A 14,768-nucleotide genomic window follows, 5' to 3' on the forward strand; every position below is an offset into this window, starting at 1 on the left:
ATATTGCAGATGACCCACCAGGGGGATCTGGGCGGCGCCACGCGATCCATCACTTGGCTCTGTCGGGGCCTTGCTGAAAGAGGGCATCGTGTGTTTGTGGCATGTCGGGGAGAGAGTCGCCTTGCGGCGGCGCTGGCCGCGGATCCCGTGACGCTGGTGGAGACGGATCTCTCTCGCGGGCCGGGTCTCGTGGCGGATGCCTTCCGCTGGCGACGCTGGGTGCGGGAGCATGAGATCGATGTGGTCAATGCCCACGCGTCGCTGGACCGGCACTTGGCTTCCTATCTACGAGTCCTGGGGTTTCGCGGCGCGGTCGTACATACGCGAAGGAATGTCCCGCTCACCACAGGAGGGCGCGTCCGCGCTGCCTTCGACGCGGCCACCACGGATGCGATCGTCTGCGTGTCGGAGCGTGTGGCTTGTCAGGTCGTGGCGGCGGGGGTTCCCGAGGAGCGGGTTCACACCATCCTGAACGGCCTGCCCATGGACCGGGTGGCGCCGTCTTCCGGGGAGTCGTCTGAACTTCGTCAAAGGCTGAACCTCGACCCGGGAACGCCGGTTGTGGGGGTCGTGGCCCGGCGCAAGTCGCAGGAAGACCTCCTTCGTGCGGTCATTCGCCTGGAGAGGCCCGTGGAGATTCTCTTTGCCGGAGTGGAGGAAGATCCGGAACTCCTGAGTCTTGCCCGCGAGCTGCCGGAGGGCAGCCGGCTCCACTGCCTTGGGTATATCGGCGAGGTCGCGGCGGTACTGGGACTCCTGGATGTCTTCGTGCTGCCCTCCTCCATTGAGGGGTTTTCGTTGGCGTTGCTGGAGGCGATGGCGCGGGGCCTTCCGTGTATCGCCACGGATGCGGGAGGGAATCGCGAAGCCCTCGCCGACGGTGCGGGGATCCTTGTACCGCCCGGGGATGTCCGCGCACTGGCGAATGCGCTTGCCGGGCTGCTGGATGACGCGGATGCTCGGCGGGAAATGGGGGAGAGTGCGCGAGACAGGGCGCGGGATCGCTTTCATGTGAACCGCACGGTGGAGCGGACTGCCGCTCTCTACCAGAGCATTCTTGCGGGAGGATGATGTGAGGAAGCTCCCGGAGTACCTCCTCGTCGTGTATGCGCTGGCTGCGAGCATCTCCATCTTCCTGAGCCAGACAGCCATGGTCGTGGCCGGGATCATCAGCTTCCTGCCTGAACCCCGAGAAGCCCTCCAGCGAGCGTGGCGCCGAACGGGTCTGGAACTGGCCGTGTCGGGGTGGATGGTGGCCGCTCTTCTGGCAACGCTGTTCGCGGTGGATCCGGGCGCGAGTTTCGTGAAGTTGAAGAAGTTGCCGCTTTTCCTGATGCTCTTCTGGCCGACCCTTGTACTTCGCCGCCGATGGAGCTTCGGGCGTCTCTTCATGGCACTGCTTTTCGGGGCGGGAGCCACCTCTCTTTATGGCATCGTGGCCTTCATCCTCGCGGAGGGAATGGAACCGGGTGCCGCGCACATCGGCGGCTTCCACGGATTCTACCTGACCAACTCCGGGCTTCTTCTGCTCTGCACCTTCCCGGCCTGTACGCTCGCCGCCTGCCGGAGCGTCGGGGTGTCCTATCGATGGGGCGCCGGGCTGGCCGCCGGAGCCATGCTGGCCGTGCAGGTGCTGGGTTGTCTTCCGGGTGCCTGGCTCGGGACATCCGGGGGAGCGGTCGTGCTGGGTGTGCGGCGCGGGAAGCCGGCCGTGGTCCTTCTGGCCGTGGGGGCCCTGGTTCTGGCGTGGTTCGCACCAGGCCCGGTCGGTGAAACGGCGCACGATCTTTTCGATCCGCAGAGTTCCGGTGTGAAGGAAAGGGCCACCATCTGGACGAATGGAGTGCGTCTCTTCGCCGAGGATCCCTGGACCGGATGGGGACTGCATGACCTCCGGGACGAATACGTACGCGTTGCGGATCCGGGAGCCGCCCCGGAAGGACACATGTATTCGGTGCCGTTGCAGATTGCGGCATCCATGGGGATCCCGGGGCTTCTGGCATTCCTCGCACTGGTGGCCGCCATGCTGCGCGCTTTGCAGAGGGCCCATATGCAAGTGCGCAGCGATACCTACCTGCGCGCCATTGTGGAAGGGACCGAGGCGAGCGTGTTTGGCTTCCTGATTGCGGGACTGGTGCACTGGAACTTCGGCGATTCAGAGATTCTCGCTCTCCTCTGTTTTCTGGTAGGCACTTCGATCGCTGCCGGGCGCGTGGCGGCCGACGCATGAGGCGGCTCTCTGTGTTGATTCCGGTCTTGAACGAAGAGGGCCACCTTCCGGACTGCCTGGCGAGTTGCGCGTTCGCGGACGAGGTGGTCGTGCTGGATTCCGGCAGTCGGGACCGCACTACCGACGTCGCGCGAGAGCGCGGGGCCCGCGTGATCCATAGAGAGTTCGATGGATACGCCACCCAGAAGAACTGGGGACTCGCCAAAGTGACGCACGACTGGGTACTGATTCTCGATGCGGACGAGCGCGTTCCCGAGAAACTGCGGTGTGAGATTGAGGAGGTTCTTCGGTCTGATTCGCCCCGTGCAGGGTACTGGCTTCGCCGGCGGAGCGAGTTCCTGGGACGCGACATTCGTGGGTGCGGCTGGCAGAGCGATCGCGTGCTTCGGCTGTTCGACCGTCGTCTGGGGAGCTATGAAGAGCGCCGCATCCATGAGGAGGTGTCCCTTCGCGGTTCGGCAGGCACATTGCAGACTGCGCTGGAACACCACCCCTGCCGCGATCTCGGTGCGTGGCTGATGAAGATCGAAGGATACTCGGCGAAGGGTGCGGAGGAGTTGGCGGCGCGTGGAGTACGCGGGCGGATCCACGACATCGTGTTGAGGCCGCCCGCGCGATTCATGAAGCAGTACTTCTTCCGCATGGGTTTTCGGGACGGCACGCAGGGACTCATTCTGTGTGCGCTGTCCGCATACGGCGTCTTTCAGAAGTACGCCCGCCTGTGGGAAGCAACGAGGTCCCGACAATGATCCCGCAGACATTTCGACCGCTTCGGGTACTGATCCTGAGGCCAAGAGGTCTGGGCGATGTCGTGCTGGCTTCCGCAGTCCTCGACGCGTTGAAGCGCGCATGGCCGGAGGCTTCGCTTGCGTTTCTGTCCTCGACGCCGTCCGGACCTCTCTTGATTCCGGACCCGCGCCTCGACCGCGTCTTTCTTCTGGGAGGCGTCAGCTCCGGCGGGGAGGATCGCGCGGCGCGGCTGCAGGGGGGCGACATGAAGGCGGCAATCCGATGGGTGCGCGCCGGGGAGTATGATCTGCTGTTGGACTTGTTCTCCAATCCGCGAACGGCCGTCTTGAGTATGCTCTCCGGAGCGAGGTACCGAGTCGGGCTGGATCGCGGGGTGAGGAGATTCGCTTACAACATTCGCATCCCGCGCTTTCGGGGAAGTCCGAGTGAAGATGACCGGTACGCGGGAGAGACGCTGCTGGACTTCCTTCGGCAGGCCGGAATCGAATGGAGTGGCGAAGCCCGGGCCGGGGTGGCGCTCGAACGGAAGGATCGCGAGGAGGCGCGGGAGGTTCTTCGCACCGCGGGCTTCGCGTCGGGCGAACTGCCGACCATGATTCTCCCGGCGGGAAGTTGGGCAGCGAAGCGATGGACCGTCGCCGGTTTTGCCGGAGTGGCGGCGGGGCTGGCAAGGGTGACGGGGCAGCCGTCCCTGGTCCTGTGGGGACCGCCGGAAGAGAGGGACGCCCGCGCGATTGTCGCCGCAGCACCGAAGGGTACGGCGGTTCTGTCCCCCGGGACCTCCTTGCGTGTCATGGCGGCTCTCTTGGGGATGGCGAAGGTGGTTGTGGCTCCGGACTGTCTGGGGCGGCACATGGCGATTGTGCAGGGAACGCCGACGGTGGGCGTTTTTGGAGACACCGCGCCGCAGGGATGGACGCCTCGGAACGGCCCTCACAAGACGGTGGATGCCCGGCCGGAAGCGGGAGGGACGGGCTTGAAGGACCTGCCGCCTGAGCCCGTGATTCGCGCAGCGATTGAGCTTCTCACGAAGGCCGGGGTGGACTCCCCGCAGGGGGACTGTTAGCCTCCCCCGGCTCGGTATCCCATCGTGCGCGTGGTGACGGCAACCCGGTCGCCACTGGATGAACGCCACTAGGCGTGCGGGGTGCTGTGCGGGTCGGGCTCACCCGAACGAAACTGATCAGCGTGACGAGGAGAAGCAGCATGGCCGTCCCGGAACCCTCACTTCGCATTCTGCTTGCCACCGATGACTTTTCCGCAAGCGATGAACCGGACGGCGGATCGCTTCGGCGGATTGCAGCGCATCTGCCGGCGGATCGTCTGACCGTGAGTGCGCCGTGGATTCCCGGGGTGGGCAGAATGGATCGAAAGGCCTCCTACGAGATTCGCAGAGTGCCCGTCCCGTCGGTGCTTCCGGCTGCCTGGCGAAAATCCGTTTGGCGAAAGCAACTCATGGGATTTGCCGCGGAGAGTAGTCCCGGGATGGTCGTCGCCGATGGAGTATCCCCGGCCGGAGTCCTTGCCCTCTGGCTGAAGCGACGTGCAGGGATTGAGTATCTCCTGCACCTGGGAACCTCGCGCATGAATGCACTGGTGAAGCGGACCGCCTCGGGAGATGGCGCAAAAGGCGCATGGGCTGAGGTGCTCCGCGAAGCGGAAGGGGTTCTCGTGCCCACCGAAGAGTGTCGGTTCCAGGCCTACAAACTGGGCGTGGCCCCACATGCGATCCATGTGGTTGCAGACGGTGTGGATACCGAGCGCTTTCGGCCGGAGTTGCCCTCCAGTGAGTTGCGCCAGACTCTGGGTATGGGCGAAGGCGGGATTGTGCTCTCGGCTGCGTGGGATCCTTGGACACAGGATGAAGAGAGCGTGCTGCGTGCGTTTGCGGAAGTCAAGTCGCGCCGACCTGACACCAAGCTGGTCGTCCTTGCGAATGGTGAGCAGGGAATCTGGAAGAAGCTGGCGAAGCGCCTTCGCCTTGGGCGTAGCGTTTGCGTGGTTCCACCGGTGGCGGCTGCGAAGCGACCGGCATACTACTCGGTTGCCAGCGTCTTCCTTCAAGTACTGCGTGACAGCGGTGAGGTTGGGCGGCATTCCACTCCGGATGAGGCGTGCCTGGAGGCCATGTCGTGTGGCCTTCCTGTCGTGGGGGGGTGCGCTGCGGGTACGCTGGACGCCGTGGGAGAGACCATGCCGGACCAGCTCTTCCGTTCGGAGAGTCACGCGGAGATGGGTGATGCCATCGTAGGCCTTCTGGATTCTGAAGAGGCTCGTCGCGCTTGCGGACAGGCCGGACGCGACCGCGTTCAGAACTGCCTCTCGGCGGAGCACACGGGACGAGAGGTTCTCCGCATTCTGGAAGTGACGCACTTCCGGCGTCTCGGAAAGGCCCCTGTGCCCCGAGGTTTGGGAGCCGCAGCGGAGGCAACTGCCTGACATGAGGAGCCTCCATGTCGACCCGGCGCGTTCGTGGCGGGGAGGCGAGCGTCAAGTGCTCCTCCAGGTGAGTGAACTGGTCGCACGAGGTCATGACTGTCTGGTCGCAGGCGATCCGCGTGGAGAGCTGGTCCGCAGATGCCGTGCCGCGGGCCTTCGCACGCTGCCCGCCCGAATCCATGGTGATGGAGACCCCGCGGGGGTGCTGACGCTCGCTGGCGGAATCCGTCGCTTTCGACCGCATCTGCTTCATCTTCACACGGCCCGCGCTCATGCTGCGGGCGGGATCGCGGGCCGCCTGACCCGCTGTCGTCCGATTCTCGTCACGCGACGGCTGGAACTCCCTCCGCGAGGCGGAGTCCTTGGCCGCTGGAAGTACGCCCGTCTTGCGGACCACTACATCGCCATCAGTACCGCGGTGAAAGAGTCCCTCTTGAGCGGGGGCGTCCCGGCGGAGCGCATTACGCAGATCGCCAGCGGTATCCCGGTGGGCGAGGTTTCCACCCGGGAGAGTGAGCGCACCCGGGGAGCCGAGGTCGTCGTGGGAACCGTGGCTGCCTTTACGCCGCAGAAGGCCCCGTCAGTCTGGGTGGACACGGTGAGGCGTGTGGCAGAGGCATGCCCCGGCGCTCGTTTCATCTGGGCGGGAGAGGGGCCACTCCTTGAGGAGTGCCGCACCCGGATTCGTGAGTACGGGCTTGCCGGGCGAGTGGACTTCCCCGGCTTTGTGGAGGCGGTGGATTCCGTCTGGGAGAAGATCGACATCTTCTTTCTCCCGAGTGCGTTTGAAGCACTGGGCACGGTGTTCCTGGACGCGATGGCGCGAGGCATTCCCGTGGTGGCCACCCGGGTCGGTGGGATCGGAGAGGTGGTCCGCACCGATCGCGAGGGGATCCTGACGGAAGCAGGAGACGATGCGGCCCTGGCGGCGGGCATCGAGAGGCTGGTGGCTGACCGCGTGTTGCGAAAAGACATGGGAGAACAGGGAAAGATCCGTGCGCGGGAGTTCGATATAGGGAAGATCGTGGATCGTCTGGAAGCGCTGTACCAAGAGCTGACCACGGGGTCAGCCCGAGAGGTCGCGTCGTGAGAATCTCCACCTGTGTGCTGCTGTCCGTGGTCGTTCTTCCGTCGATGGCGACTGCCGCGGGGGGCGGGATCACCAGTGACTGGCCTGCTGTTCGGGTGCTTCCGGTCGCTCCGGGTCATCCTGCGCTTTCCCATGGTGCCGGACCGCCCGACAGTCTCGCCATTCCGCCTTTGCCGCGTCCCGAGCTTCCCGACACACTTCCGTTTCATGCGGGAGAGCGCCTGGAGTTCTCCATCGACTATGGCTTCATCAACGCAGGCCATGCCACCATGGGGGTGGAACCGCTGCGCACCATTGCCGGCGTTCGTTGTCTGGAGCTCTGGACGGACGCCCGATCGAACGCGTTCTTCTCCACGATCTACAAAGTGTGGGATCGGTCCCAGAGCTTCCTGGAGCCGGAGGAGTTTGTGTCGTGGCGATACGAGAAGCACCAGAGAGAGGGAAGCTACCGGAAGGACCAGCTCATCAAGTTCGACCGGAGAGAGAACTTCGCGCGTTATGACGATGGCGTGGAAGTGTCATTGCCCCGGTTCGTGCAGGATGAACTGGCTGCCTTCTACTACTTCCGGACTCTCCAGATGGAAGTGGGGCAGAAGGTCCTGATTGACAGCCATGCCAACCGGAAGAACTATGCTCTGGAAGTGCGTGTCCTCCGTGTGGAGACCGTCGAGGTTCCTGCGGGAGAATATGAGTGCATCGTGATCGAGCCAATGATTCGAGAAGGGGGCATCTTTTCAGCGAAAGGGCGTCTGACGATCTGGTTGACGAATGACTCACGGAGAATGCCTGTCAGGATGAGCACAAAAATCGCGGTCGGTTCGGTCACGGCATCGCTGACCGACTACCGTCTCTCCACCCATGGGGAATGGCACCGGGGGGGCGAAGAGGCACACGGCAGCAGGGAGGAAGCGTGGTGACCGGCAGATACAACGAAATCGACCTCTCCGCAGTGCAAGCTCTTCCTTTTGAGTCGCGCGGACGAAAGGTCAGCGTCTCCGATTTTGCGAAGCCCCTGGGAGAGTCCCCTTCCGTGGAGGATCTGGTCGCGTCTCTTCCGGATGTCCTTGCAGCCCGAGACTTCCGCCGACTCCTCATGACTCTGGAGGGGACCGTTCGAGAGGGGGGAGAGTGGATCGTCATGGTGGGCGGCCATGTCGTGAAGACCGGACTGGCTCCCGTGTGGGTCCCGCTTCTGGAACGCCGGTGGATTACCTGTCTGGCGATGAACGGGGCTGCGGCCGTTCATGATGTAGAGATCGCTCTGTTCGGAAAGACCTCGGAAACCGTCGAGGAGAACCTTGCCGACGGCTCGTTCGGAATGTCCGCAGAGACGGCGGACTTTCTGAATGGAGCTGCCGATCGTGCCGCAGCGTCCGGAGAAGGGCTGGGAGAACGACTGGGACGCGAACTTGCGGAGGAGAGCGCAGCCCCTCACGCGGAGTCCAGTTTTCTGGCGACCGCGTGGCGGGCGGGCGTTCCGGCGACAGTGCATGTCGCGTTGGGCACGGATATTGTGCATCAGCACCCCTCTGCGAACGGGGCGTCCATCGGGGCCGCAAGCCTCAGGGACTTTCGAATCCTCGCGCGTCGTATCGCGGAACTGGAGGGCGGCGTGGTGCAGAATGTCGGTTCGGCGGTGCTGCTCCCGGAGGTATTCCTGAAGGCGCTGACCGTGGCGCGGAACCTGGGGCACACGGTGGAGAGTTTTGCGGCCGTCAACTTTGACATGATCCGGCACTATCGCCCACGCGCCAATGTGGTGGACCGTCCGACGCGCGACGGAGGATGGGGCGCGGACTTTATCGGGCACCATGAACTCCTGATCCCGTTGCTCATCGCCGCGCTGCGGAACAGAGTAGAGGATGCTCCCGCTTCTTGACGCTGCCGTTCCGTGGGTGGTATTCTTCCTGTCACATTGTAGATTTTGGCGTTTCCCCCCCGTTCCTGCAGCACCCAAGGGAAGCCTATAGACAGCTTGCTAATGCTTCGTGCCGGGTTTCTTCGAGGTCGCAACGCAAGGAGATGAGCGGGTTCCCGTGTCAGATTGAGGCCCTTCCCCCGGGTCGCGCGTGAGCAGAATCTGCTCATGTCTGGCACCCTCCTGTCCAGCTTCAAGTCGTAGCTGCTGAGATCATGCACGAAGCCTCACGGGATGCGAAATGGCATCACGCGAGGAAAAGGTGCCCGAAGATCTTCAGGTTTCCGGCGGATCATGCCGAGAATCCGGAAGACGGAACCCTGGAATGGCCAGGGAGATGGAAGCGACAGCCGGAATCTGCGAAAGGGCGGGTCGTCAGGTGCGGAAACTCCAGACAGTGCTTCTCTTGATCGCCCTCTTTGCAGGTCTTGGGCTTTGCTCGCAAGGTTGCGGGTCGGCCTACTACCGGGAGGGGGAGGACGAGTTCGGGGATCTGCCGGACTCGCTTCGAATCCTGGTTGAGACCAGGGAAAGCGTGGAGCGTCGCGCTTCCAGAGAGGCCGAAGGCGTGACCGTCCGAGAGGTCGGAGCGGTGGCGGCCAAGGGGCTTCCCCTGGAGTTTGCAAGCGAGGGAGCGTATCTGCTGAGGCGAGGGGATCAGATTCAGGTCGAGGTTCTCTTCTATCCGGAGATGCGAACGCTCTCGTGGGTCCGACCGGACGGGATGGTCACCGCACCCGGCATTGGAGATGTGGAAGCTCTCGGCAGGCGTCCTGAGGAAGTGGCTGCAGACATTGAGGCCTACTACAGCACTCTTCTTCGAGACCCGACCACGACGGTCAATGTGGTCGATTTCGGGGAACGGAAAGCCTATGTCTTTGGCGAAGTCCTGAAGCCCGGGGCGGTTCCACTGGAACAGCGTATGACGCTTACCCAGGCGTTGGCTTCCGTGGGGAGTGTGTCTCACGATGCCAAGCTTTCGTCGGTGGTACTGCTCCGACGGAAGACCAGCCATTCCGCGCAGGCTTATCGTCTGGACCTTCATGGAGTTCTGGACGGTCAGTCTCTGGCTGCGGATCTGATCCTTCAGCCGGACGATGTGGTCTATGTGCCGCGGAAGTTTGTCGCGAAGATGGAACAGTTCGTGGAGCAGGTCTTCGGGGGACTCTTCCCGATTCCGGACACATTCATCAAGGGCTACGACGCCATTCATGTGGACGAGCGGTCCGCTCTCCGCAGAAACATCACCGTCGACGGGGGCCAGTAGACCATGGCCGAGATGGAATCCGCGTACTCACAGGGTGCCGAGGTATCCCGGCAGTTCAGCTCCCGGGACATTCTGGCCATTCTCTTTCGTCGCAAGTGGGTGATCCTGTCGATCTTCCTCGCCACCCTGGCAATGGGCATCTCGGCCAGCCTCAAGACCACCTCGGAGTATCAGGCCACCGCCAAGGTCCTGATCCGTCGCGAAGAGGGCTCGTCCTTCCAGAAGATGCGTTCCCCGTATCTGGGTCTGGAAGAGGAGATGAACACCGAGATCGAGATCCTCAAGTCCACGCCGGTGTTGCAGCGTGCGCTGGACGAGGTCGCGGAGCGTCTCCGGGACTTGCCCGTGGAGGAGCGAGCGGTCCTCTTCCCTCCGGAGGATCCGGAGCTGGTTTATGAAGTTCCGGGACCGCGCTGGATTCGAAAGAACATCCAGGCGGAACCGATCGAGAAGTCCAATGTGATCATGATTCGGCTCCGTCATACGAACCCGGCAACGGCCAAGATGATCGTGGACGCGGTGACGGCGTCCTATGTTGTCGAGCGGATCAGTGTTCGCCGGAATCCCATGCTGGAGTCGTTCTTTGAGGACCGGACGGCAGGACTGCGCGACCGTCTTCTGGACTTGCGCCTTGAACTCGGGCAGATGCAGGTGGAATCGGGGATTTACGATCAGGAGTGGCAGCAGCGACTCAATCTCGGCACGCTGGATGAACTTCGCACGAATCTGCTGACGGTTCGCATTCGACGCGAGACGGAAGAAGCCAAGCTCCGCGCGGCCCGCCACGCCGTGATGAACCGTCCGGATCTCCTGGTTCCGACACGGGAGTTCGAAGACAGTCCCGCCTTCCAGGACTTGCGCACGAAGCTGATCGACAAGAAGGCGACCCTGGCCGATCTGTCCGCACGGTACCTTCCGGGCAATCCCAAGGTGCAGCACGCGTTGAGTCTTGTGCACCAGTTGGAGACGGATCTCCGTGAGGAGATTGATCTTCAACTGGCCATGCACGAAAGCGATATCGAAAGTCTGAGGGCACACGAGCGAGCGTTGGCGGGAGCCGTGAAGGATGTGGTTCAAGAGATGAACCGCATTCCTCAGTTCTCACCGGTCATTCGCCAGTTGGAGCGTGAGATCAACAACACCGCCGAACTGTACGAGCTTGTGGGGACAAAGATGGTCGATACGCAGATCTCCGAAACGGAAGATCATCGAATGGTGAACGCCAAGATCCTCAATCCCGCGACGGTGGGGCTCTCCTTTGTCCAGGAGCGGAAGAGTCTCTTCGCGCTCTTTGCTGCGCTGTTGGGGCTGTCGCTTGGATTGGCGCTGGCGTTCCTGATCGAGGGAATGGATCAGACATTCCGGACCCCCCATGATGTCGAAACCAGTTTGAATGTGCCGCTTCTCGGCTCCATCCCGGAGCTGGGCAGCGCACAACCGTAGGAGAGTCGCTTTGTACGAGAAGTTCTTCGGATTCGACCGGGCCCCGTTCGAGCTGGTTCCGGACCCGGACTTCCTCTTTCTCGGGGAGTCCCACGAGTCCGCCCTTGCGAATCTCACGATCGGAGTAGAGGGAGGGAAGGGCTTCATCGTCATCACCGGAGCGGTGGGCACGGGGAAGACGACAATGATCCGCGCACTCCTGCGTCGACTGGGGCGTGAGAAGGATGTCTGCCTGATCCAGCAGCCGGACTTCGACGAGACGGAACTTCTGCAGAGCATTCTCGACGGTTTCGGCGTGGATGGCGCCGGAGTGGGGCGCATGGAACTTCGCCGGCGAATGAGCGGGTTCCTGAAGGGAAGAAGCGAACCGGCCATCCTCATCATCGATGAAGCTCATCTGATGTCGGAGGACTCGCTGGAACAGATCCGCCTCTTGTCGAACTTCGAGGAGGAGAATCGCAAGCTCCTGCAGATCATTCTGTCGGGCCAACCCGAACTGAAGGACCTGATGGCGCGGCCGCGGTTGCAGCCGCTTGCGCAACGCATTGAGATGTACTACGAGATTGTCGCTCTTCCGCCTGAAGAAACCGCTGCTTATGTGAAGAAGCGTGTTCAGGTCGCGGGCAATCCGGAGACCCTTTCGTTCGATCCGGCAGCAGTGGACATGATTCACGGGCTGTCGGGGGGCATTCCCCGGCTCATCAACATTCTTTCGGACCGAACGCTGATCACGGCGTATGTGGCGGGTTCTCGACGAGTGACGCCCGATCTGGTCCGGGAGGCCTACGAAGACCTGGGAGATGTCACGCGCTCCATCATGCCGGGCGGCGGATCGGTCATTTCGATGGAGGCTGCCAGAGAAGCCTCACGAGCTCGCGAAGAGCGGGAAGAGATGCCTGCGGCCGTGGAACCCACGGTGGTTTCGGAGTTCGAGGAAGCCCCTGCTCACGCTGAGGGGCAGGAGTTTTGCGAAGAGCCTGCTCACAGGGAGACTCCTGAGTTCGTCGAGGCGCCGCCGGATCCGTCGGAGTCCCCGGAAGCACGCAGAGAAGGGGGAGCGGGGCGTGTCGCGGGTGCGCTCGTCCTCTTGACGCTTCTGGGTATGTCGATCGTTTCCTGGCGCTCGCCGGACATTCTGGCCGGTGTCCTGAGTTTTGGAAGAGGCGAGGAAGTCCCGCCCACGGCGGGGATGTCGTCCGCTGGAGCGCCGTCGGTGGCTGCGGTTGCGTCGGTCCCGCCGATGGTGGAGGAGCCTGCGCCCAAGGCTGATGCTGTCCCGCAAGTGGCGAGGACGGGAGACGCCGGTTCGCCCGGCACAACACGCCCGGCCTATACGATTCATGTGGGTTCATTCCGCGAGGTCGATTCCGCCAGCCGGTTTGCTGCCGATATGGAGAGGGCCACCGATTTGTCTTCGCAAGTTCACCCGACAGAGCTGGAAACGGGCCTTTGGTACCGGGTTCTCCTGGGGGGCTTTGAAGATCGTGATACTGCCCGGGAGCAGATGCTTGCAGTAAAGAAGTCGCATGGACTGTCCTTTCCCCGCGTGATCAGTGTGCTTCCTCCCGAAGAGGATGGAAGCCCATACTCCGCGGGCCAGTAAGCGAGGGGAAGAACCGTGAGCAAGATCCGTGATGCCATGAACAGAGCGCGCACCGGCGCCAATGGACCCGAGACAGAAGCCTCGGCGGTGGTCGGCGGGCCGGAGGCGGTGCCTGCTCCGGAACCGGATCCCGCGTCGCAGGTGGCTCCTCCCGCACAGGAGAGGGGGCCTGGCGGGCTGGTCCCGGCGATGTCCGCGGACACTCTTCAGTATCTGGAGAGCATCGGGAAGCAGGTGGAGGTGGCCCTGGGGCCCACAGAACGCCGAGCACTGGTGTTCACAGCGCCCGTCCCGGAGGAGGGCGTCTCCAGCGTGGTGTCACAGTTCGCCCAGATGCTGTCTCTGCGTGGTGAGAAGGTGCTCCTCATCGACGGGAACCCGCGGCACCCATCGGTTCAAGCCACCTTCGATGTTCCGGGGAGTCCCGGTCTGGCTGAACACATGACCGGCAAGGCCGATCAAGTAGACATCATCCGGAAGACGGAGTTCGCGAATCTGAGCGTTGTGGCCATGGGCTCCTGTGCGGATCGCATGCAAGCGGAAGCCGTGACCGAGGGACTCGGCCAGTTTGTGGAATCGGTGGCGGCCGAGTACGACTATGTTCTTGTGGATGTGGATCATGTCGGATCGCCCTTCTTCTCGACCGCTCTGGTGGGCTCTGCGGACGGGTTGGTTCTTGTGATTCGGTCGGGACAGACGAATCGGGCTGTTGCCAATCGTGCATGTGAGACGGTGCGCCAGGTGGGCGGCCGTATCCTGGGGGTCGTCCTGAATCGTCGGGAGTTCCCCATTCCGGACTTCATTTACCGCAGACTGTAGAGACTCATGGTCTCTCGCGCAGAGTCCTCGTCCCAGTGTTCAGACCTCCGGTGGATCTGGGCGTGCGTCGTCCTGGGTGCGGCGCTGCGTCTGTTCCGGATTGGCGGGCAGAGCCTGTGGATCGACGAACTCATCAGCATCCAGATGGCGTCATGGGCCCACGGAACGGAGTTCTGGCAGGGCCTCTTGCGAGACATCCACGGTCCCTTCACCTCGGCTCTTCTTCACGGGTGGCTGCAACTGGGGAAGAGTGAGGCGTGGATGCGCCTTCTCTACGCGATTCCGGCCGTCGCGACCATCCCTGTGATGGCCGTTCTGGGGCGCACGCTTGTGGACCGGTCCACCGGCCGTGCCGCTGCGGTTGTGCTGGCCGTGTCCCCCTTCCATGTCTGGTATTCGCAGGAGATTCGCAACTACAGTTGGGCCATGCTCTGGGTCACGGCGGCTACGCTGCTCTTTGTGAGGCTCCGCGACCGTGAGGGTGGATGGGGTCAGTGGGTGACGCTTGCACTTCTTCTCTCAGCGGGTGTGTTGACGAACTTCAGCGTCGTCTTTCTGGTCGCAGCGCTCACAGTGGCCCTATGCAGTGAGCGGCCCTTTCGAGTGCCGCTTGCGCTCCGCTGGTTGGGCGTCCTTGCGGTGGTCGGACTGGCGTTTCTACCGTGGTTCATCGATTGGTTTGGGCGGGTTGGAGGGGAGCGGGTCTTCGTGGACCGACCTCCGCCCATGGGGGTGCCGCTCCGAGAGGCGGCGGGCCTTCACCCGGCGGCGCTTCTGTTTGCAATCTGGTCTTTGGTGTTTGGGTACTCACTGGGCCCCACGCTCACGCAGTTGCACCTCGATCGATCTTTGTCCACGACTCTGCCCCATGCTCCTGCGCTCCTTGCGGGGGCGGTTGCCGTGGGAATCGGTGCCGTTTACGGATTCCGTACACTCCTTCGGCGCGACCGATGCACACTGTGTGCGGTACTGTTGCTGGTGCCGGCGCTTCTGGCAGTCATGTTGGCGGTGCGCGGAGTGAAGACATTCCACCCGCGATACCTGGTGGCCGCCTTCCCGATGCTCGTCGTCCTGCTGTCGGCCGGTTGGTCGGCTCCTGGCCGCGTCCCGAAGGCAGCCTCCGGACTGGCGCTTCTGTTGGCGATCGTCTCGCTGGGGAACCACTACTTCGATGAGGATTACGCCAAGGAAGACAGTCGAGCGGCGGCG

Annotated in this window: 13 protein-coding genes; all 13 read left to right on the top strand. The window is 63.1% G+C overall.

Translation table 11 applies throughout. The features are described from left to right. Nucleotides 1–9: 9 nt before the first annotated feature. Nucleotides 10–1,071, top strand: a complete 1,062-nt coding sequence (locus QF819_08635) for a glycosyltransferase family 4 protein (protein ID MDP6803225.1) — start codon at nt 10–12, stop codon at nt 1,069–1,071. A 1-nt stretch (nt 1,072) separates the two neighbouring features. Continuing rightward, the gene (locus QF819_08640; GenBank protein ID MDP6803226.1) at nt 1,073–2,230 is read left to right on the top strand and encodes an O-antigen ligase family protein; all 1,158 of its coding nucleotides are present in this window, start codon (nt 1,073–1,075) and stop codon (nt 2,228–2,230) included. Further along, nucleotides 2,227–2,979, top strand: coding sequence for a glycosyltransferase family 2 protein (locus QF819_08645; GenBank protein MDP6803227.1), 753 nt, complete (start codon nt 2,227–2,229; stop codon nt 2,977–2,979). Before QF819_08640 ends, QF819_08645 begins: the two co-directional genes overlap by 4 nt. After that, nucleotides 2,976–4,046, top strand: a complete 1,071-nt coding sequence (locus QF819_08650; protein ID MDP6803228.1) for a glycosyltransferase family 9 protein — start codon at nt 2,976–2,978, stop codon at nt 4,044–4,046. The genes QF819_08645 and QF819_08650 overlap by 4 nt, the downstream gene beginning before the upstream one ends. A 140-nt stretch (nt 4,047–4,186) precedes the next feature. Then, complete coding sequence (locus QF819_08655) at nt 4,187–5,419, top strand: glycosyltransferase family 4 protein (GenBank protein MDP6803229.1); 1,233 nt, start codon at nt 4,187–4,189, stop codon at nt 5,417–5,419. A gap of 1 nt (nt 5,420) precedes the next feature. Further along, nucleotides 5,421–6,509: a glycosyltransferase gene (locus QF819_08660; GenBank protein ID MDP6803230.1), complete on the top strand. Its 1,089-nt coding sequence runs from the start codon at nt 5,421–5,423 to the stop codon at nt 6,507–6,509. Next, nucleotides 6,506–7,426 carry a DUF3108 domain-containing protein gene (locus QF819_08665; GenBank protein ID MDP6803231.1) on the top strand — a complete coding sequence of 307 codons (921 nt, stop codon included), beginning with the start codon at nt 6,506–6,508 and terminating at the stop codon, nt 7,424–7,426. The genes QF819_08660 and QF819_08665 overlap by 4 nt, the downstream gene beginning before the upstream one ends. Further along, nucleotides 7,423–8,388 (top strand): hypothetical protein, encoded by a 966-nt coding sequence (locus QF819_08670; protein MDP6803232.1) that lies wholly within the window; start codon nt 7,423–7,425, stop codon nt 8,386–8,388. The genes QF819_08665 and QF819_08670 overlap by 4 nt, the downstream gene beginning before the upstream one ends. Nucleotides 8,389–8,752: 364 nt before the next feature. Continuing rightward, nucleotides 8,753–9,694: a polysaccharide biosynthesis/export family protein gene (locus QF819_08675; GenBank protein ID MDP6803233.1), complete on the top strand. Its 942-nt coding sequence runs from the start codon at nt 8,753–8,755 to the stop codon at nt 9,692–9,694. A 3-nt stretch (nt 9,695–9,697) separates the two neighbouring features. Next, nucleotides 9,698–11,137 carry a Wzz/FepE/Etk N-terminal domain-containing protein gene (locus QF819_08680; protein MDP6803234.1) on the top strand — a complete coding sequence of 480 codons (1,440 nt, stop codon included), beginning with the start codon at nt 9,698–9,700 and terminating at the stop codon, nt 11,135–11,137. Nucleotides 11,138–11,147: 10 nt separating this feature from the next. Next, nucleotides 11,148–12,740 carry an AAA family ATPase gene (locus tag QF819_08685; protein ID MDP6803235.1) on the top strand — a complete coding sequence of 531 codons (1,593 nt, stop codon included), beginning with the start codon at nt 11,148–11,150 and terminating at the stop codon, nt 12,738–12,740. A gap of 15 nt (nt 12,741–12,755) precedes the next feature. Beyond that, nucleotides 12,756–13,559: a CpsD/CapB family tyrosine-protein kinase gene (locus QF819_08690; protein MDP6803236.1), complete on the top strand. Its 804-nt coding sequence runs from the start codon at nt 12,756–12,758 to the stop codon at nt 13,557–13,559. A gap of 6 nt (nt 13,560–13,565) precedes the next feature. Continuing rightward, nucleotides 13,566–14,768: glycosyltransferase family 39 protein (locus QF819_08695; GenBank protein ID MDP6803237.1), on the top strand; the 1,203-nt coding region annotated here is incomplete at its 3' end.

Source organism: Gemmatimonadota bacterium, assembly GCA_030747075.1.
Classification (GTDB): Bacteria; ARS69; ARS69; order ARS69; family ARS69; genus ARS69.

Coding starts and splice junctions, on each gene's coding strand:
- QF819_08635 (MDP6803225.1), top strand. CDS start 10: ATGACCCACCAGGGGGATCTGGGCGGCGCCACGCGATCCATCACTTGG.
- QF819_08645 (MDP6803227.1), top strand. CDS start 2,227: ATGAGGCGGCTCTCTGTGTTGATTCCGGTCTTGAACGAAGAGGGCCAC.
- QF819_08650 (MDP6803228.1), top strand. CDS start 2,976: ATGATCCCGCAGACATTTCGACCGCTTCGGGTACTGATCCTGAGGCCA.
- QF819_08655 (MDP6803229.1), top strand. CDS start 4,187: ATGGCCGTCCCGGAACCCTCACTTCGCATTCTGCTTGCCACCGATGAC.
- QF819_08660 (MDP6803230.1), top strand. CDS start 5,421: ATGAGGAGCCTCCATGTCGACCCGGCGCGTTCGTGGCGGGGAGGCGAG.
- QF819_08675 (MDP6803233.1), top strand. CDS start 8,753: ATGGCCAGGGAGATGGAAGCGACAGCCGGAATCTGCGAAAGGGCGGGT.
- QF819_08680 (MDP6803234.1), top strand. CDS start 9,698: ATGGCCGAGATGGAATCCGCGTACTCACAGGGTGCCGAGGTATCCCGG.